This window comes from Pseudomonas sp. NPDC088368, from assembly GCF_044753445.1.
Taxonomy (GTDB): domain Bacteria; phylum Pseudomonadota; class Gammaproteobacteria; order Pseudomonadales; family Pseudomonadaceae; genus Aquipseudomonas; species Aquipseudomonas bambusae.
Genome location: NZ_JBIVNG010000007.1, coordinates 225,808 through 244,871, shown reverse-complemented (window position 1 = coordinate 244,871; position 19,064 = coordinate 225,808). Strand labels below are relative to the sequence as shown.

Genomic DNA, 19,064 nt, shown 5'->3' with positions numbered 1-19,064 from the left:
CGTTTTGTTGTTATTCGACTGTTTTGAGCCCTTTTTTATTGGGCGTGCAACCGTCTAAACCGCGCAAGGTGCAACCCTGCGACTTTTATAGAGCAACCCTCCCGAATAACGCGCGCAACCGCACTGCCCTGACCTGTACAACCCTGTTGTTACAGCTTGCGTCACCGAACTGCACACCGGCGGTGCGGGACCGCTACGGGACGCACCATTTGAGGGTAGTGGATATACGCGAAAGCGTTGATTTATGACAAACATTTCGCCTCAGATCACAACCCTGAGACATTGCCCCGCATGGTATAGCGAAAAGCCAGCTTCATATAAAGAGCTGCGTAAAGCAATGGCCGAGAGCGGCTGCATGGGAGCAAACGGGATCGGCAGCACATCCGGGTTGCCACCGCACAGGTAATCGGCGAAGGCTTTACCGACGACTGTGCCGGTCGTATTGCCCCGACCGTTGTAACCGGTCATGGCGACCAGTCCTGGTGCAGGCTCGTACATGCGCAGCAAATGATCGGGCGTGAAATCGATGCAGCCCGTCCAGGTGCATTCCCACTCGACCTTTTTCAGGTACGGGAAATAGTGCTGCTGAATGCGGTCTGCCCAGGCCTTGAGGAACCACGTCGGCTTCTGATTGCCGTTGCCCAGACTGCCCAGCAACAGACGCCCATCCGCGTCGCGACGGATGCTGCTCAGCACTTGGCGGGTGTCCCAGGAGCCCTGTCCACCGGGAAGAATCTGCTGGGCAGCCTCTTCCGTCAGCGGTGCGGAGGCCACTTGATAGTAATAGCCAGGGAAAAAGCTGCGGCGGACTTCAGTCCAGTCGCCTTCGGTGTAGGCGTTGGACGCAATGACGACTTGATCGGCGATGACCGAGCCGTTGTCGGTGATCACGCACCAACGTTGGCCCTGACGCTCCAGCCGCTTGACCGGCGAGTGATCGTAACGTTGGCCTCCCAGCGAAGTGACCGCTGCCGCCAGACCGCTGGTGTAGGCCATCGGGTTGATGGTGCCTGCGCGGTGGTCGAGCAGCGCAGCGGTGATTTCCTGGGTGCCGGTGGCTTCCTGGCATGCTTTGCCGGTCAGCAGTTCGATGGGCGCGCCACGGCGTTTCCATTGCTCTTCGCGGCTGCGCAGATCCAGCTCGCCCTTGGCGTTGTGCGCCATGTGCAGCGTGCCTTTGCGCGTGGCCTGGCAATCGATGTTGTATTTTTCAATGAGGCTGAACACCAGCGACGGCGCGTTGCCGAGCATGGTGTTGAGCTGGCTGCCGATTTTCTCGCCGAAACCGGCTTCAATCTCGTCGGGCGGAATCCATAGCCCGGCGTTGACCAAGCCCACGTTGCGCCCCGAGCCACCTTGGCCGGTGCGATGGGCTTCGACGATGGCGACGTTCTTGCCCTGTTCAAGCAAATGCAGCGCTGCCGACAACCCCGTGATGCCTGCGCCGATCACGCACACATCGACGGCCACTTCCCCCCTCAACGCTGGCGCCTCAGGCCTCTGCGGCGTCAGCGTTTCCCACAGACATTCTTCGCGTAGCGGCATCGCAAAACCTCGAAAAGAGACAGCCAAATCTGATAATCACAATCAGGACGTCGCCTGCACGGACGCCATCGCGAATGAATTCGCTCCCACAGGTCCTGCACAATCCTGTGGGAGCGAATTCATTCTGGGCGGCATTCCGACGATAGAGCCAACACAAATCGAGGGCTGTTCCCGGACATGCCTGAGAGCAACCCTCAATTTTGGCTCCAAACGCTTAGTCGAACGTAATGCCCTGCGCCAACGGCAGCTCGCGGGAGTAGTTCACGGTCGCGGTCTGGCGACGCATGTAGCCCTTCCACGAATCCGAGCCGGACTCACGGCCACCGCCGGTTTCCTTCTCGCCGCCGAACGCGCCACCGATCTCTGCACCACTCGGGCCGATGTTGACGTTGGCGATGCCGCAGTCACTGCCCAGCGCCGAGATGAATTGCTCGGCCTCACGCACATCGGTGGTGAAGATGCACGAAGACAGGCCTTGTGGCACGTCATTGTTCAAGCGCACAGCGTCAGTGAATTCCTCGTAACCGACTACGTAAAGGATCGGCGCGAACGTCTCGCTGCGGACCACGCCGCTTTGCTCAGGCATTTCGACGATGGCGGGCGATACGTAAAACGCGTTCGGGAATTTGTCGGCCAGTTGACGCTTGCCGCCAAAGACGGTGCCGCCTTCGCTCAACGCCTGTTCCAGCGCTTCCTGCATGTTTTCGAAGCTTTGCTTGTCGATCAACGGACCGACCAGATTGCCTTCCAGCGGATGACCGATGCGCACTTTGGCGTAAGCGGCTTTCAGGCGCTCGACGAATTCGGCCTTGACCGAGTTATGCGCGATCAGGCGACGCAGGGTGGTGCAACGCTGACCGGCGGTGCCGACGGCGCTGAACAGCACGGCGCGAACGGCCAGGTCCAGATCGGCGCTTGGGGTCAGGATCATGGCGTTGTTGCCGCCCAGTTCCAGAATGCTGCGAGCGAAACGCGCAGCGATTTTCGGCGCCACTTCACGGCCCATACGGGTGCTGCCGGTGGCGCTGATCAGGGCGACACGCTCGTCATCCACCAACGCTTCGCCAGCGTCACGGCCACCGATCACACATTGCGCGAGGAATTGCGGGGCGTCCGAGAACTCAGCGGCGACGCGGTCGAACAGGGCCTGGCACGCCAAGGCGGTCAGCGGAGTCTTTTCCGACGGTTTCCAGATCACCGAGTTGCCGCACACCAGCGCCAGCGCGGTGTTCCACGACCAGACCGCCACCGGGAAGTTGAACGCGCTGATCACACCGACGACGCCCAGCGGGTGCCAGGTTTCACGCATGTGGTGGCCCGGACGCTCGGAGGCGATGGTCAGGCCGTACATTTGGCGGGACAGACCGACAGCGAAATCGCAGATGTCGATCATCTCCTGGACTTCACCCAGACCTTCCTGAGTGATCTTGCCCGCTTCCCACGACACCAGCTCGCCGAGGTCAGCCTTGTGTTTGCGCAGCGCTTCACCGAACAGACGCACCAATTCGCCACGGCGCGGCGCCGGGACTTTGCGCCAGGCGTCGAACGCGTGCTCGGCACGGGTGATGCGCTGCTCGACTTCGGCCGCCCCTTCCCAACTGACCGAAGCCACCTGACTGCCATCAATTGGCGTGTGAACAGGCTTGTCACCTTTCTGGTAAAGAGCAGGGTCGACACCGAGACGGGTTAGCAGATCGTTGAGCATGATTTCTCCTGGATTCGGATGAGCCGTAAAACGCGATTGCGGAATACTGGGATTGAGGTGTTTCGTCAGCCTCTAGTAATAGCTGGCGTGACGTCATGCAACAAACGACGATTAAGCGAGATATCATTCCGTTTTTTCATGCTGACGCCGAGCAGGCCTGAATATGCTGAACAGACGCCATCTGCCGTCCATCACCGCGCTGCAATGTTTCGAAGCGGTGACCCGGCACCTGAGTTTCACCCGTGCCGCCGAAGAGCTGAATCTGACCCAAAGTGCGGTCAGCAAACAGGTCGCGCAACTTGAAGAGCTCGTCCAGCACCTGCTGTTCAGACGCGTGCGCCGTCGTCTACAGCTCACGCCAGCGGGGGCTTTATATTTGGCAGAGGTGCGAAAAATCCTCACGCAGATGGAGATGTCCACGCACTTTCTGCGTTCCTACGGCGGCGAAACCGAAGTCCTGCGCGTTTCGACGCCCTCGACCTTCGGCGCCCGGTGGTTGGTCCCACGTCTGAAAGGCTGGCGTCTGCGGTATCCGCACATTCATCTGGACTTGGTGAACGAACAGGAAAGCGATGACCTCGCCCAGAGCCGTTGCGACCTGTCGTTCTATTTCGGCCAGGGCGCCCGACCCGGTGCCGAAAGTGTGAAGCTGTTTGGCGAAGAACTGGTGCCGGTCTGTTCGCCCGACAGCCTTCCCGACAAGCCTTTCACCGATCCCACTCAACTCGCCGACCTGGTCTTGCTGCAAAACGCCCATCGCCCACAGGGCTGGCATGAGTGGTTCGAAAGTCAGGGTTATCAGACCGAACACAGCTATCACGGCCCGCGTTTCGAAACGTTCTACATGTGCATTCGCGCTGCGCAAGTGGGGTGCGGCGTGGCATTGCTGCCGCGCTTTCTGGTTGAAGAGGAGTTGGCCGACGGCAAGTTGGTCATTCCGTGGCCTCATGCCCTCCCCAGCCACGATGCCTATTACCTGGCCTACCCGGAACACGCGGCAGAAGTGCCGAAAATCCGGGGGTTTGTGGAATGGATGTTGGAGCAGTTGGATCAACCGACACCGCAATAAATGATCAGAATCACTTCCCCCTGTGGGAGCGGATTCATTCGCGATGCCTCGGTATGGGCAATAGAGCTGCGTCGAATGTACCGGCTTTCGCGAATGAATTCGCTCCCACAGGGCTCAGACCTCTTGCCCAACGCTCCGGTGACAACATCCAACAGCTGAAACATTTCTGCCCCAAGCCGGCGACGACTGGCATTATGTCCGTCACCGTCAATAACACGCCGGACGTAGCGGCCTGAAGCCATCAGCCCCGCTGCCACAAGGTTGTATGCGACACCGACTCGATTTCCACGAGCCGCATGTTTGCGGCCACTGCTGGCTGGAGCGACACAATGAGTGAGAGCGCTTTCGCAGATCGCATCGTTCAGAACCTGCTCGATACCGACCTCTACAAGCTGACCATGATGCAGGCCGTCCTTCACAACTACCCCAACGTCGACGTTGAGTGGGAGTTTCGCTGCCGCAACGGCGAGGACTTGCCGCCTTATCTGATGGAAATTCGCCACCAGATCGAGCAACTTTGCGACCTGTCCCTGAGCGTCGAAGACATCGGCTTTCTCGAACGCATCAGTTTCATGAAACCCGATTTCCTGCGCTTCCTCGGCCTGTTCCGCTTCAACCTGCGCTACGTGCAGACCAGCATTGAGAATGACGAGTTGTGCATCCGCCTCTGCGGCCCCTGGCTGCACGTGATCCTGTTCGAAGTGCCGATCCTGGCCATTGTCAGCGAAGTGCGTAACCGTTATCGCAACCCCAATACGCTGTTGATTCAGGCTCGCGACCAGCTCTACCGCAAGCTTGACTGGTTGACCGCCACCGCTACGCCTGATGAACTCGCCGAACTGAAAGTCGCCGATTTCGGCACCCGCCGCCGCTTCTCTTTCGCGGTTCAGGAAGACGTCGTTTCAGTGCTGAAAAAGGATTTCCCCGGTCAGTTCGTCGGCACCAGCAACGTGCACCTGGCGCGCAAGTTCGACCTCAAGCCCCTCGGCACCATGGCTCACGAATGGATCATGGCGCACCAGCAATTGGGCCCTCGACTGATCGACAGCCAGAGTGCCGCCCTTGATTGTTGGGTGCGCGAGTACCGCGGTCTGCTGGGTATCGCCCTCACCGACTGCATCACCACCGACGCCTTCCTGAACGATTTCGATCTGTTCTTCGCCAAGCTTTTCGACGGCCTGCGCCACGATTCGGGCGATCCGGTTCAGTGGGCTGAAAAGTGTATTACCCATTACCAAAAGCTGGGTATCGATCCGATGAGCAAGACGCTGGTGTTCTCAGACGGCCTGAACCTGCCCAAAGCGCTGGAAATATTCCGGGCGCTGCGTGGTCGGATCAATGTCAGTTTCGGCATCGGCACCAACCTCACTGCTGATGTGCCGGGGGTCCAGCCGATGAGCATCGTGCTTAAGATGACTGCCTGCGCCGGTCAGCCAGTGGCGAAGATTTCCGACGAGCCCGGCAAGACGCAATGCAAGGACCCGGAATTCGTGTCCTACCTGCGCCACGTATTCAAGGTGCCAGCCTGACCCGAGCACCGTACTGCCCCACTTTTTTACATGCCTCTTTTTCTTCTTCATAAGGAGTCAATCATGCAAGCCGTACAGCTCGAGATCGCTAAAGAGCTCAAGGTTCAGGCCCCCTTCGCCAATCAGGGCGAGCTTGAAACCGAGGTCGCGCGTCGAATCCAGTTCATCAAGGACTGCCTGCACAACGCCCGCCTGAAAGTGCTGGTGCTGGGCATCAGCGGCGGCGTCGATTCGCTGACCGCCGGCCTGCTCGCCCAGCGCGCCGTGAAAGAACTGCGCGAGAGCACCGGCGACAACGCCTACCAGTTCATCGCCGTGCGCCTGCCGTATCACATTCAGCACGACGAACACGAAGCCACGGCGTCGGTGGATTTCATCAACCCGGATGAACGCCACACCGTGGACATCGCCCCTTCGGTCAAGGCATTGGTCGAGCAAGTCAAAGCCTTCGAAGGCCAGTCCGATGCGGCGGTGGATTTCGTCAAAGGCAACGTCAAGGCACGCACGCGCATGGTCGCGCAGTACACCATCGCGGGCGTTCGCGGCGGTCTGGTGATCGGCACCGACCACGCGGCGGAAGCGGTCATGGGCTTCTTTACCAAGTTCGGCGACGGCGCCTGTGACCTCGCCCCGTTGAGCGGTCTGGTGAAGAATCAGGTTCGCGCCATCGCCCGCAGCTTTGGTGCTCCGGAGTATCTGGTCGAGAAAATTCCGACTGCTGACCTCGAAGACCTGGTGCCGGGCAAACCCGACGAAGCCTCCCACGGCGTGACTTACGCCGAGATCGACGCCTTCCTGCACGGCCAGCCCCTGCGTCAGGAAGCCTTCGACATCATCGCCAATACCTACCGCAAGACCCAGCACAAGCGCGACCTGCCTTACGCGCCGTAAAAGCAGCGTCGAGTGGCAAGCTTCAAGCGGCAAGACGCGCAAGGCTTCAATCTTGCGGCTTGCCGCTTGTAGCTCGCAGCTGACGCGCGGCGCAGCATTCGAAAACGGAATGAACCCGTCGTTTTTTTTCGCTTGATGGCGTCCGTCATCAAGGCTTTCATAGCGGCCTGACTTTCTCGCTCAGAGACGCTAACCATGACTGCTTTCCACGGCCTCTTTTCCCTCGTCGCCTCCACGGTCGGCCAGCCCGCTGCTGACTGGCTCGAACGTCGTGTCGACGTCCCGCAAGCGCTGCATGATTTTTCCTGGTCCGACGGAGGCGTTCATCGCGTCTGGCTCGCAGAAGCGCTGAACCTGTGCCTGTTCCATAAACTGGTGCAAGCGGTGCCGGACGGCCTGCGTTACGTTGACGAACAGTTCGAAAGCGGACGCAAAGTGGTGTTCGATCATGGCGCCATCCGCACCGTGGACTGGGCGCAAAACGGAGAGCTGCCTCGTGGTCGCCAAGCATTTTCGCGGCTGCTGGAGCCGTTGGGCTTTACCGACGTGCGCACCTATCCGCTGACCAAACTGAACATGACCGGCTGGGGCTATCGCCAGATGGACCTGCCGGAAGACATCGCGCAGTTCTTCGTGTCGGAGCTGCATCCGGGGCGTTTGAGCCAAGCATTTCAGGACGCTGTCAGCCGCGTGGTGAGTTCCAGCCGCGACCCGCTGACGCCTGACGACCTGAGCATCCTCCAGCGTCTGCGCGCGACGCGTCATTGCAGCCTCGAAGAAGCCACACGCCTGCTGCCGGGGCTGTATCGCGCATTCGGTCGTCAGCATGGTGTGGTGCAGGAAGCCGACTATCGTCAGCTGCTCGGCGAAAGCGCGGAAATGGCGTGGATTTCAACGGAAGGCAACAGCTTCAACCACCTGACAGATCGGGTCGGAAATCTGGAAGCCACGGTGGAAGAGCAGATTCGTCTGGAACGCCCGATGAAGGACAGCATCGAGGTGTCTACGTCAGGTCGCGTGATGCAGACCGCCTACAAGGCTTGCACGGTGAGTCGCGAGCTGCTGAATGCCGAAGGCGTGCTCAAGACGCATCAGGTGCCGGGGTCGTTCGTCGAGTTCATCCAACGCAAGATCGACCCGGAAAACGGCAAGATCGACCTGAATTTCGACAGCAGTAATGCACAGGGGATTTTCAAGATGACAGCGTCTTGAGGTACGTCGGACTATCCTCTTCGCTGCCGTCGTGACCTCCGGCGTCTCCTACAGGGATCGAGGCGTACCTGAAGTATCGGTACACCTCTGAAACCTGTGGGAGCTGCCACCGATCACTTCAGGGTAATCGCGCCCTTCATCATGCTGATGTGGCCTGGAAACGAGCAGAAGAAACCGTATTTCTCTGCCGGGTCCAGCTTCGACACATCGATTTTCAGCGAATCGGTCTCGCCAGCGCCAATGATCTTGGTGTGAGCAATGACGCGTGCATCGCCTTCCTTCAAGTAATCTTTGTCGATGCCAGCGCTCAGGCCGTCAGTGGCAATGGGCTGCATGTCGGCGTCTTTGCTGACCACCAGGTTATGGCCCATGACGTTTTTTGGCAGGCTGCCTGAGTGCTTCAGGTTGACGGTGAATTCCTTGCAGCTCTTGTCGATTTCGATGGCCTTGGTAGTGAAAGACATCTGATCGGTAGAGTCCACGTCCACCGAACATTCGGCGGCCAGCAGATGGCCGCTGGCCAGGGTCAGCAGGGAGGCAGCAACGAGCTTGCGAATCATGGTGAGTCTCCTGAATGGGGTTGCTCTGTTTTTTGTATACAAAGATTGCCTCAATCCTAAACAATTTATCAACCCAAGATTATGAAACATCTCTGGGCGGGCTCTATCAGGCCCATCGAGACAATCAAGCAGCCAACCATACAGGGTCTTTCTAAGATGAGCCCGTCACTCATCAATCAGGACGATCATCATGCAACTCAACAGCCTTTTCCGCAGTTTGCTCGCCGCCTACGCCTGTGGCGCCAGCGGGAGCTACGACCGTGTGGCTCAGGATTACAACGACTACCGTCACGCGTGAGTTCTGGAATCCGGAGATTCACTCATCCAGCGGCATGACCGTCACACGCACTTCCGGGTCATGATTGCCGCCGCCGAGGATGACGCCGCGCAAGGGTGAGACGTCGGAAAAATCGCGCCCCCACGCCAGACTGATGTGTTCAAGCGCAGGCTGGATGTTGTTGGTGGGGTCAAAATCCACCCAACCCAGCACCGGACAGAACACCGAGACCCAAGCGTGGGATGCATCGGCACCGATCAGACGCGGCTGGCCGGGGGGCGGCTGAGTCAGCAGATAGCCGCTGACATAACGGGCCGCAAGCCCACGTGAGCGCAGGCAGGCAAGCATCAGGTGCGCAAAGTCCTGGCAGACACCACGCCGGGTCTCCAGCACCTCCACCAACGGCGTCGCCACTTGCGTCGCTTCGCCGTCGAACGTGAACTCGTCGAAAATCTTCTCCATCAGTGCCTGAGCACATAGCATCAAAGGCTCCCCTTCCGGAAAACAACCAGCCGAAAACTCGACAAACGATTGCTTCAGGTGCACGTAGGGCGATTCGAAGCGGTAGCGGCAGGCTTCCAGAATGTCTGGCGACATCTTCGTCGCGCTGTAGGTCAGCGTGCTGCGGGTCAAATCCCAAGCCGGTGACTGCCGGAAATCCAGCGCAGGTCGCTCCAGCACTTCGATCTGCAGACGGGCGTTGACCTGCAATTCATCGTGGGGCCGTTCGAACGCCAGCCGGGTCAGCGGATTGCCGAACACGTCCAGCTCATCTCGGCGCGTGGTCGGCGCCGGGCTGATCTCCAGATGCTGCTCAAGGCAACGCTGCCAAGGGCTGCACCGTGGCCATAAATGCGCGAGCTGCTGCGCCAGTGACACCGGGGTGTCGTACTTGTAGTGGGTATCGTGAAGGATCTGGTAGAAAGCGCTGTTCATCAGACGGACACCGTGCGCTGGCTGACATCATCGACGTGGGCGAAATGGCGCAGGGCCAAGCGGTCAGAGACCTGGCCGCTGGTGTCGCCGATGCTTTGCAGCAAGTCCGCCAAGCCGTGCAGCGCAGCCTTGACGCTGCTCTGACCGAACAGGCCGTTTTCCAGACAACCCAGGTCAAACGCTGCCAATCGCTGGCGCAAGACCGCGAGGCTATTGTCCTGGGGCACGCCAAAATCGTCGTTCAAACGCTTCACCGAACGCGTCACCAGCTTGAGCTGGAACAGCACGGCGTGGGGGTTTTGCTCGTCCAGCAGCAACAAATCGAGGACCGGAATCAACTGCGGCAACGCCAGATACCGCGAACGGTAAGTGATGCTGCTGTTGCCCAGTTCCAGCAGCCAGTCCAGCGCGTCCTGATCGAACACCGCGTCGCTTCGCAGGAATGCGGCCAGGCTGGTGCTGAGGAACTGCAAACGCTCGATGCGCCGCCCGATCATCAGGAAACGCCAGCCTTCGTCGCGGGTCATGTCGTCCAGCGCAAAACCGGACAGCGCCGCGAGAGACATCACCAAGCGGTTGAGAAAATCCAGCAGCTCGCCGAAGTCGGGGGCGTCGGTGTCCAGACTCGCGGCTTCGCGCTGCAATTCGACCAACGCTTGCCAGTTCTCACGAGACAACTTGCCGCGCACCTGCGAGGCGGCCCACTGCAAACGCTGCAGGTTGGAACGCAGACTGAATGGCCAGTCTTCGCCCAGCAACGCTGCGAGCAAGCGATCGTGCAGCTCGCTCGGCTCGTCTTCGTCCTCGCGTGGCACCAGATTCAAGCGCTCGCCCAGCTCGACCGCCGCTTGCAGCGCCAGCGGGTCATCGCCATCGACGTAGCGCGCCAGCATGATCCGCAGCAGGCGAGCACTGTCGTCGCAACGTTCGCAATAACGACCGAACCAGAACAGGTTTTCCACGACACGCGACGGCAGATAAGGATCTCGGCGGATCAGGTCATGCACGCCCAACGAGTGACGGCCTTTCCACGGCTCGCTGCCCAACGTGCGCTCGCCCAGAATCCACGTGTCCTTGCTGGCCCCGCCACGCTGCATCGATACCACGTCGGCATCGGCATCGGCGGCCACCCGCGTCAGGCCACCCGGCAGCACGCGATAGCCGTCGGCAGTCGCGACGGCATACACCCGCATGCCGATGGCACGAGGTTGAAGCTGTGCGTCGGCGCCCTGCCAGACCGGCGCGTGAGACAGCTGCGCCAGTTCCTGAGCGACATAGGCGTAAGGCCGCGCCTGCATTCGCGCCGCCAGCGCCTGACGCTGTTCATCGTTCAAATCCCGGCCGAATACCGGCACGAAGCTCTGCGAAGGAAAGGCCGGTTTGATCAGCAATTCCGGCATTTTTTCCAGCGCTTGGGCGAGAACGGGAGGCTCGCCGCACCACCAGGTCGCGATGGACGGCAGAATCAACGCTTCGCCAAACAGGTGCTCGTTGATCTTTGGCAGGAAACCCAACAGGCCCGGCGATTCCAGCACACCGCTACCCAAGGCGTTGGCCACCAGCACGCGGCCCTGACGCACGGCTTCGAGCAGCCCCGGCACGCCGAGGGCGGAATCGGTGCGCAGCTCCAGCGGGTCGCAGAAGTCGTCGTCCAGACGCCGCATGATCGCGTGCACCCGACGCAGGCCGCTGAGGGTTTTCAGGTACACCGTGGCGTCGCGGACCGTGAGGTCGCTGCCTTCGACGAGCGGATAGCCCAATTGCCCGGCGAGGTACAAATGCTCGAAATAGCTCTCGTTGAAACGGCCCGGCGTCAGCAGCACGACCAGCGGCACTTCGTTGCTGCTCGGCGCCTGTCGCGCCAGTGTTTCCTGCAACGAGCGGAAGAAACCCGAGAGGTGCTGTACTTCCAGATCGCGATACAGCTCGGGAAAGGCGCGGGACACGATCAGGCGGTTTTCCAGCGCATAACCCGCACCGGACGGCGCTTGCGTTCGGTCAGCGGTGACCCACCAGCGGCCATCCGGGGTGCGCGCCAGGTCAACGGCGTACACGTGCAAAAAAGTGCCTTCCGGCGGCGTCACGCCTTGGCAGGGCCAAAGAAAATTGTTGTGGCCAAAGACCAGCTCGGCCGGCAAAAGACCCTCGGCGATCAGGTTTTGCGGGCCATAAAGGTCGGCCAGCACCGCGTTGAGCAATCGCGCACGTTGGGAGATACCCGCCGCCAGTTGCTGCCATTCCTCGATCGGAATCAAATGCGGCAGCAGGTCCAGTTCCCAAGGACGATCGGCCCCTTTGGGGTCGGCATAGACGTTATAGGTGACGCCGTTTTCCTGAATCTGCCTGGCCAGCAACGCCTGCCGCTGGATCAACTGAGCGGGGGTGCTGCGTTGCAGCTGCTCGTAGAAACGCAGCCAGTGCGGCCGAATGGCGCCGCTGGCGTCGAGCATCTCGTGATAGGTGCCCGCAGAGAGCGGGTATCGGTCAAGCAGGTCGGGCATGGAAGGCTCGGCAGACAACTAAAGAGGTCAGATTAGCGCAGACAACGTGACACGAAGTGGCTCGCTTCCCTGCGGCCGCTTTCTGAGCAAGCCAGCCCGATTCATGAGATCAGGCTGGCCGTCCGGGCCATTTTTATCGGTGCAGACGCAAATCCAGCGTCATGGGCAATTCATCGTTGAGGGTCAGTGCAGGCACCGCCAGTTTGCCGGGGCTGTGGCCGACGCGGAAAAACCGCGACAGGCGCCGACTTTCGGCTTCGTTGGCGTTGACCGGCAGGGTTTCGTAATTGCGCCCCCCAGGATGCGCGACATGATACTCGCAGCCGCCCAGCGAGCGCTGCATCCACGTATCAAGAATGTCGAAAACCAGCGGCGCATGCACCGGAATCGTCGGCTGCAAGGCGTTAAACGGCTGCCAGGCGCGATAACGCACGCCCGCGACGAATTCGCCTACACGTCCGGTCGGTTGCAGCGGCACCGGCACGCCGTTACACGTGAGCATGTAGCGTTGCGGCGGCAGGCCCGTGACTTTCAGCTGCAAACGCTCCAGCGACGAGTCCACGTAACGCACCGCACCGCCAGCGGCGCCCTCCTCGCCCAGCACGTGCCAAGGCTCCAGCGCCTGACGCAGCTCCAGCTCGATACCGCTGACCGCGTAATCGCCAACTTTTGGAAAACGAAACTCCAGGTGCGCCGCGAACCACTCGGCGCGCACCGGGTAACCGGCGGCGTTGAGTTCGACAATGACGTCAGCGAAGTCCTGCTCGATGAAATGCGGCAGCATGAAACGGTCGTGCAGCTCAGTGCCCCAGCGCGCCAGCTTGGCCGGTGCGTAAGGCTCACGCCAGAACCGCGCCACCAGTGCGCGCAGCAGGAGTTGCTGCGCCAGGCTCATCCGCGCATGAGGCGGCATCTCGAACGCGCGCAATTCCAGCAGCCCCAGACGGCCCGTCGCGCCATCCGGCGAATACAGCTTGTCGATGCAGAACTCGGCCCGGTGGGTGTTGCCCGTGACGTCGATCAGCAAGTTGCGCAAAAGGCGATCCACGAGCCATGGCGGGCATTCTTCACCCGGCGCGGGCATCTGCGAAAAGGCGATTTCCAGCTCGTACAGCGAGTCATTGCGTGCCTCATCGACACGCGGCGCCTGAGACGTCGGACCGATGAACAATCCGGAAAACAGGTACGACAGCGACGGGTGGTTGTGCCAATAGCTGAGCAAGCTGCGCAGCAGATCGGGCCTGCGCAGGAACGGCGAATCCCCCGGCGTCGCGCCGCCCAGCACGAAGTGGTTGCCGCCGCCGGTGCCCGTGTGTCGCCCGTCGATCATGAATTTTTCGGTGGTCAGGCGGGTCAGGCGCGCCTGCTCATACAGGAACTCGGTGCGCTCGACCAACTCATCCCAAGAGGACGAAGGCTGCACGTTCACTTCAATCACGCCCGGGTCCGGCGTGATGCGGAAGTTGGCCAGACGCGGGTCGCTCGGCGGCTCGTAGCCTTCCAGCAACACTGGGCAACGCAGCTCTTCGGCCGTGGCTTCGATGGCCGCGACCAGCTCCAGATACGCTTCGAGGGATTGTAGCGGCGGCATGAACAGATACAACCGCCCGCCACGCGCTTCGGCGCTCAGCGCGGTGCGGGTCAGCCAGTCCGCTGACTCGTCAACCTTCGGCATACGCTCGGCGCCGGCATTTGTCTGTTCGGTGAGGCCGCCAAGCGCGCTGTCGACTTCTGCCCGATCCGGCAGGTCGGGGAAATCCTGGTTGTAATCGGTCGGGTGGATGTACGGGTATTCCGCAGCCTTGACCCACGGCTGCGAGGCCAGCGGCAGACGGTAGCCCAATGGCGAATCACCCGGCACCAGACGGCAATGCTCGTCCCGCAGAAACCAACGCCCGCTCTGCCAATGATCATCGGCGGCAGTGCGTGCTAACGGCAGGACATGGCCAATCACCGTGTCCAGCCCCTGAGAAAACACCTTGGTCAGCCGTGCACGCTCCAGCTCATCGCCGAGGCGCGAATCCTCGGCGCTGACGTTTTTCGGCAACGCGCCTTCACGCCAGAGGTAATAAAAATGATCTTCGTAGGCTGGGAACACGTAGCGCGTCGGCAGTTTCAGACGCTCGGCTACGCTGCGCAGGAAACGCCCGGCCATCTCGCCATCGGTGCCGTAATCCTCGGTTTCGTCTGCGATCAGCGCGTTATTGCGCCAGACCGGCTCGCCGTCGCGACGCCAGAAACAGTTCAGCGACCAGCGCGGCAGTTGCTCGCCCGGATACCACTTGCCTTGCCCGAAATGCACGATACCCTGCGGCGCGTAGTGCTTGCGCATGCGCTGATACAGTTCGGCAGACAACACGCGTTTCTTCGGCCCCAGCGCAGCGGTGTTCCACTCGCTGCCGTCGCGGTCGTCGATGGACACGAACGTTGGCTCACCGCCCATGGTCAGGCGCACGTCTTCGGCGATCAGGTCAGTGTCGATCTGTCGGCCCAGCGCCTGAATGTCCGACCACTGCTCCTCGGTATACGGCTTGGTGACGCGCGGTGCCTCCCAGATGCGCTCCACCGACATCTCGTGGCTGAATTCGGTTTCGCACGGCTCGACCAGCCCGCTGATCGGCGCCGCCGAGGAAGGCTCCGGGCTGCACGCCAACGGAATATGCCCCTCGCCAGCAAACAGACCCGAAGTCGCATCCAATCCGACCCAACCCGCTCCCGGCAGATACACCTCGCACCACGCGTGCAGGTCAGTGAAGTCCACGTCCGTACCCGACGGCCCGTCCAGCGCTTCGACGTCGGCCTTGAGCTGAATCAGATAGCCCGACACAAAACGCGCTGCCAGCCCCAAATGCCGCAGCAACTGGACGAGCAACCAGGCGGAATCGCGGCAAGACCCGGATGCGCTGTCCAGCGTGAACTCAGGGGTCTGAATCCCCGGCTCCATGCGGATCAGGTAATTGATGTCGTTGGCCAGCCGCTGGTTGAGGTTCACCAGAAAGTCGATGGCCGGGATGGGCGTGCGGTCGATGCTGTCCAAATACGCCTGAAACTTCGGCGTCAGCGGGAGCTTTTCCAGATACGGCAAGAGCTCGTGGTGCTCTTCCCTGGCGTACGTGAACGGAATCTTCTCGGCGTAAGGCTCAAGGAAAAAGTCGAACGGGTTGAACACCGCCATCTCGGCGACCAGATCAACCTCGATGCGCAACTCGTCGGTCCTCTCGGGGAACACCAGACGCGCCAGGTAATTACCCTGCGGGTCCTGCTGCCAATTGATGAAATGGTTCTCAGGCAGGACTTTCAACGAATAGGACAAGACACGCGTACGGCTGTGCGCCGCCGGGCGCAAGCGCACGATCTGCGGACCCAACTCGACCGCTCGTTCATAGCGGTAATGCGTGACGTGGTGCAAGGCGATGTGAATCGACACGGCGTGCCTCCTGCGAGCCTGGACGGTAGCGGAACCGCGCAAGACTTATGCCACCCCGGCAAGTCAGGCGCCCTCGGCGTTCATGATGCTCGGTGAGCTAAGCACCGCACCAACATTGCGCCAGCTTCGGCGGATGGTGCAAGGGTCGCACGGAAATGAGGCGGGTGGGGTTATTTGCTTCCCGGGCACCTGAGTTTGACCACGGACGAATCACAATCAGCTGCTATTGGCAGCGAAACTGTAGGAAATTTTCCATTCTTCTGTGTGAACGGTCTGGTTGTGCTCCCAACGTCTTGTGGCCAGCGCTTCAGTAAGAAAAGGTGCGCCTCGACAATTCGTCGACGACTGTTTCAGGGAGAGTTCATGGCTATCGATATGTTTTTGAAGCTGGGCGATATCAAGGGTGAGTCCAAGGACAGCGCTCACCAGGAAGAGATCGACATTCATACCTTCCAATGGGGTATGACGCAGTCCGGATCGATGCACCAAGGGGGTGGCGGAGGCGCGGGCAAGGTCAACATCCACAACCTGAGTTTCACCAAGTCGCTGGACAAGTCATCTCCGAACCTGATGATGGCGTGCTCCAGCGGCAAGCATTACCCCGAAGCCACGCTCACCATCCGCAAGGCGGGCGGCAGCAGCCCGGTGGAATACATGATCATTACGCTGAAAGAAGTGATGGTCGCGTCATACAACGCCAATGCCGGAAATAGCGATGAAATCATCAAGGAAGATTTCACCCTCAACTTCGGCAAGGTCGAAGTCAGCTACCAACCGCAAAAAGCCGACGGCAGCAAGGATGGCGGGGTGATCAAGTACGGCTGGAACATCCGCGAAAACGTGAAGATCTGAAATGCAAAACGCCAGCTCGAAAGCTGGCGTTTTTTTACAACGGCGTCACTCAGCGGGGAAAGACAGGCTGACGGGACGGTTTTTTGCCGCCCTTCCCACCTTTGGCCGCGTCAGCGCGATCCTTGGCAGCCTGTTTGTTGCGGGCAGCCGCGGCGGCCTTGGCCTCTTCGCGCTTGTCCCACGGCTTACTGCCGTCGCTGCCCCGTTGCGGCAGGCCGGTGTGCTGCGTAAGGATCTTGGTGGTTTTGGCCACTTTGTGGCTGCCAGCGGGCGTCGAGTTCTTGCGACGGGCGCTCTGGTAGCTGTCGGTTTCCGGCTGGTGCAACGGGATCAGCTGGTTCTTGCCCGGACCAATGAGGTCCGAACGCCCCATGCGCTCCAGCGCTTCGCGCAGCATCGGCCAGCCTTTTGGGTCGTGATAGCGCAGAAACGCCTTATGCAGACGGCGCTGCTCTTCGCTCTTGACGATGGTGACCGCGTCACTCTTGTACGTGACCTTGCGCAACGGGTTCTTGCCCGAGTGATACATGGCTGTCGCACTGGCCATCGGCGACGGGTAGAACGCCTGCACCTGGTCCGCCCGGAAGCCATTGCCCTTGAGCCACAGCGCCAGGTTCATCATGTCTTCATCGGTGGTGCCGGGGTGGGCTGCAATGAAGTACGGGATCAGGTACTGCTCCTTGCCCGCCTCTTTCGAATACTTCTCGAACATGCGCTTGAACTTGTCATAGCTGCCAATGCCCGGCTTCATCATCTGGTTGAGCGGACCTTCCTCGGTGTGTTCCGGCGCAATCTTCAGGTAGCCACCGACGTGGTGGGTGACCAGCTCTTTGACGTATTCCGGCGACTCGACCGCGAGGTCGTAGCGCAGGCCGGAAGCGATCAGGATCTTCTTCACGCCCGGCAGATCACGCGCACTGCGGTACAGCTGAATCAGCGCCGAGTGATCGGTGTTCAGGTTCGGGCAGATGCCAGGGAACACGCAGGACGGCTTGCGGCATGCGGATTCGATTTCCGGGCTCTTGCAAGCAATACGGTACATGTTGGCGGTCGGGCCACCGAGGTCGGAAATGACGCCGGTAAATCCTGGGACTTTGTCCCGAATCTCTTCGATTTCACGAATGATCGAATCGTGCGAGCGGTTCTGAATGATGCGGCCTTCGTGTTCGGTGATCGAGCAGAAGGTGCAGCCGCCAAAGCAGCCACGCATGATGTTCACCGAGAAGCGAATCATGTCGTAGGCAGGGATCTTTTCCTTGCCGTACGCAGGATGCGGGATACGTGCGTACGGCATGCCGAACACGTAGTCCATTTCTTCAGTGGTCATCGGAATCGGAGGCGCGTTGAACCAGACATCGACGTCGCCATGCTTCTGAACCAGCGCACGGGCGTTGCCAGGGTTGGTCTCCAGGTGCAGAACCCGGTTGGCATGGGCGTACAACACCGGGTCGTTACGCACTTTTTCCATGGACGGCAGACGAATGACGGTCTTGTCGCGGGTCATGCGCGGGCTGGCCAGAATCTGCACGACCTTGGCTTCGTTCGGATCTTCAGTCGGCCCTTTTTCCTGCTCGATAGCGCAGGCCTGGGTGTCCTGAGTATTCACGTACGGGTTGATGATCTTGTCGACCTTGCCCGGGCGATCGATACGCGTGGAATCGACTTCGTACCAGCCTTCAGGCGTGTCGCGCCGAATGAATGCGGTGCCGCGGACGTCGGTGATGCTTTCAATGGTTTCGCCATAAGACAGACGGGTGGCGACTTCAACGATGGCGCGCTCGGCGTTGCCATACAGCAGGATGTCGGCGCAGGCGTCGATCAGGATCGAGTTGCGAACCTTGTCCTGCCAGTAGTCGTAATGCGCGATGCGGCGCAACGAAGCTTCGATCCCGCCCAGCACGATAGGGACGTTCTTGTACGCTTCCTTGCAACGCTGGCTGTAGACCAGGCTCGCGCGGTCCGGGCGTTTGCCCGCCATGCCGCCAGGGGTATAGGCGTCGTCGGAACGGATTTTCTTGTCCGCGGTGTAGCGGTTGATCATCGAGTCCATGTTGCCCGCTGCGACACCGAAGAACAGGTTCGGCTCGCCAAGCTTCATGAAGTCGTCTTTCGATTTCCAGTCCGGCTGAGCAATGATCCCGACGCGGAAGCCTTGGGACTCCAGCAGCCGGCCAATGATCGCCATGCCGAACGACGGGTGATCGACGTACGCATCACCGGTCACGATGATGATGTCGCAGGAATCCCAGCCAAGCTGATCCATTTCTTCCCGGCTCATGGGCAGGAAAGGCGCTGGCCCGAAACATTCGGCCCAGTACTTCGGATAGTCAAATAACGGCTTGGCTGCTTGCATGTCGATGACCAGTGTTCGTAATCGGGGAGGCGAGTTTCTTGTGGAAATTCGCGGGCGCGGAGAATAGCACAAATTTTGATCAAATCCGACTGTAATAGTCGGCCTTGCCAGCGTTTTTCGATCAATCGCACTGTCATTTCTGACAGTATCCGGCCCTTGGAAGCGAGGCTAGAGTAGACGCAGCGCTGGCCATTGCAGGATGCAGGC

12 protein-coding genes are annotated in these 19,064 nt (G+C 60.3%); 5 read left to right on the top strand and 7 right to left on the bottom strand.

The annotated features are described in order from the left end of the window. Nucleotides 1-261: 261 nt before the first annotated feature. Both ACIQAL_RS17230 and ACIQAL_RS17225 read right to left on the bottom strand, forming a co-directional pair. The gene (locus tag ACIQAL_RS17230; RefSeq protein ID WP_401147522.1) at nucleotides 262-1,545 is read right to left on the bottom strand and encodes an NAD(P)/FAD-dependent oxidoreductase; all 1,284 of its coding nucleotides are present in this window, start codon (nucleotides 1,543-1,545) and stop codon (nucleotides 262-264) included. Nucleotides 1,546-1,759: 214 nt separating this feature from the next. Further along, complete coding sequence (locus tag ACIQAL_RS17225) at nucleotides 1,760-3,250, bottom strand: aldehyde dehydrogenase family protein (RefSeq protein ID WP_401147519.1); 1,491 nt, start codon at nucleotides 3,248-3,250, stop codon at nucleotides 1,760-1,762. A gap of 163 nt (nucleotides 3,251-3,413) precedes the next feature. Here ACIQAL_RS17225 and ACIQAL_RS17220 point away from each other — a divergent pair, with 163 nt between their 5' ends. The 4 genes from ACIQAL_RS17220 (at nucleotide 3,414) to ACIQAL_RS17205 (ending at nucleotide 7,951) form a co-directional block, all read left to right on the top strand. Beyond that, entirely contained in the window at nucleotides 3,414-4,319 is a 906-nt protein-coding gene (locus tag ACIQAL_RS17220) for a LysR family transcriptional regulator (protein WP_341960292.1), read from the top strand. Between the two features lie 329 nt (nucleotides 4,320-4,648). Further along, complete coding sequence (gene pncB, locus ACIQAL_RS17215; protein WP_401147517.1) at nucleotides 4,649-5,848, top strand: nicotinate phosphoribosyltransferase; 1,200 nt, start codon at nucleotides 4,649-4,651, stop codon at nucleotides 5,846-5,848. A gap of 63 nt (nucleotides 5,849-5,911) precedes the next feature. Beyond that, nucleotides 5,912-6,739: an ammonia-dependent NAD(+) synthetase gene (gene nadE / locus ACIQAL_RS17210; protein WP_401147514.1), complete on the top strand. Its 828-nt coding sequence runs from the start codon at nucleotides 5,912-5,914 to the stop codon at nucleotides 6,737-6,739. A gap of 195 nt (nucleotides 6,740-6,934) precedes the next feature. Continuing rightward, complete coding sequence (locus tag ACIQAL_RS17205; protein WP_401147512.1) at nucleotides 6,935-7,951, top strand: DUF1338 domain-containing protein; 1,017 nt, start codon at nucleotides 6,935-6,937, stop codon at nucleotides 7,949-7,951. 113 nt (nucleotides 7,952-8,064) lie between these two features. Here ACIQAL_RS17205 and azu read toward each other — a convergent pair whose 3' ends face one another. From azu to ACIQAL_RS17185, 4 genes are all read right to left on the bottom strand, one after another. Continuing rightward, nucleotides 8,065-8,511, bottom strand: coding sequence for an azurin (gene azu, locus ACIQAL_RS17200; protein ID WP_401147510.1), 447 nt, complete (start codon nucleotides 8,509-8,511; stop codon nucleotides 8,065-8,067). Between the two features lie 316 nt (nucleotides 8,512-8,827). Further along, nucleotides 8,828-9,724 (bottom strand): transglutaminase N-terminal domain-containing protein, encoded by an 897-nt coding sequence (locus ACIQAL_RS17195; RefSeq protein ID WP_401147508.1) that lies wholly within the window; start codon nucleotides 9,722-9,724, stop codon nucleotides 8,828-8,830. After that, complete coding sequence (locus tag ACIQAL_RS17190) at nucleotides 9,724-12,225, bottom strand: circularly permuted type 2 ATP-grasp protein (protein WP_401147507.1); 2,502 nt, start codon at nucleotides 12,223-12,225, stop codon at nucleotides 9,724-9,726. The genes ACIQAL_RS17195 and ACIQAL_RS17190 overlap by 1 nt, the downstream gene beginning before the upstream one ends. Before the next feature lie 133 nt (nucleotides 12,226-12,358). Beyond that, on the bottom strand, nucleotides 12,359-15,652 hold the full coding sequence (locus tag ACIQAL_RS17185; RefSeq protein ID WP_401147504.1) for a DUF2126 domain-containing protein: 3,294 nt from the start codon (nucleotides 15,650-15,652) through the stop codon (nucleotides 12,359-12,361). A gap of 363 nt (nucleotides 15,653-16,015) precedes the next feature. On the opposite strand from ACIQAL_RS17185, the gene ACIQAL_RS17180 reads away from it, so the two are divergent. Next, nucleotides 16,016-16,504, top strand: a complete 489-nt coding sequence (locus ACIQAL_RS17180) for a type VI secretion system tube protein Hcp (RefSeq protein WP_166596002.1) — start codon at nucleotides 16,016-16,018, stop codon at nucleotides 16,502-16,504. A 49-nt stretch (nucleotides 16,505-16,553) separates the two neighbouring features. Here the strand turns inward: ACIQAL_RS17180 and ACIQAL_RS17175 are convergent, their stop codons facing one another. Then, complete coding sequence (locus ACIQAL_RS17175; RefSeq protein ID WP_166596003.1) at nucleotides 16,554-18,857, bottom strand: YgiQ family radical SAM protein; 2,304 nt, start codon at nucleotides 18,855-18,857, stop codon at nucleotides 16,554-16,556. Nucleotides 18,858-19,064 lie beyond the last annotated feature (207 nt).

Bases quoted from the DNA above. Each gene is read 5' to 3' on its own strand.
- ACIQAL_RS17230 (WP_401147522.1), bottom strand. From the start codon at position 1,545: ATGCCGCTACGCGAAGAATGTCTGTGGGAAACGCTGACGCCGCAGAGG.
- ACIQAL_RS17225 (WP_401147519.1), bottom strand. From the start codon at position 3,250: ATGCTCAACGATCTGCTAACCCGTCTCGGTGTCGACCCTGCTCTTTAC.
- ACIQAL_RS17220 (WP_341960292.1), top strand. From the start codon at position 3,414: ATGCTGAACAGACGCCATCTGCCGTCCATCACCGCGCTGCAATGTTTC.
- pncB (WP_401147517.1), top strand. From the start codon at position 4,649: ATGAGTGAGAGCGCTTTCGCAGATCGCATCGTTCAGAACCTGCTCGAT.
- nadE (WP_401147514.1), top strand. From the start codon at position 5,912: ATGCAAGCCGTACAGCTCGAGATCGCTAAAGAGCTCAAGGTTCAGGCC.
- ACIQAL_RS17205 (WP_401147512.1), top strand. From the start codon at position 6,935: ATGACTGCTTTCCACGGCCTCTTTTCCCTCGTCGCCTCCACGGTCGGC.
- azu (WP_401147510.1), bottom strand. From the start codon at position 8,511: ATGATTCGCAAGCTCGTTGCTGCCTCCCTGCTGACCCTGGCCAGCGGC.
- ACIQAL_RS17195 (WP_401147508.1), bottom strand. From the start codon at position 9,724: ATGAACAGCGCTTTCTACCAGATCCTTCACGATACCCACTACAAGTAC.
- ACIQAL_RS17190 (WP_401147507.1), bottom strand. From the start codon at position 12,225: ATGCCCGACCTGCTTGACCGATACCCGCTCTCTGCGGGCACCTATCAC.
- ACIQAL_RS17180 (WP_166596002.1), top strand. From the start codon at position 16,016: ATGGCTATCGATATGTTTTTGAAGCTGGGCGATATCAAGGGTGAGTCC.
- ACIQAL_RS17175 (WP_166596003.1), bottom strand. From the start codon at position 18,857: ATGCAAGCAGCCAAGCCGTTATTTGACTATCCGAAGTACTGGGCCGAA.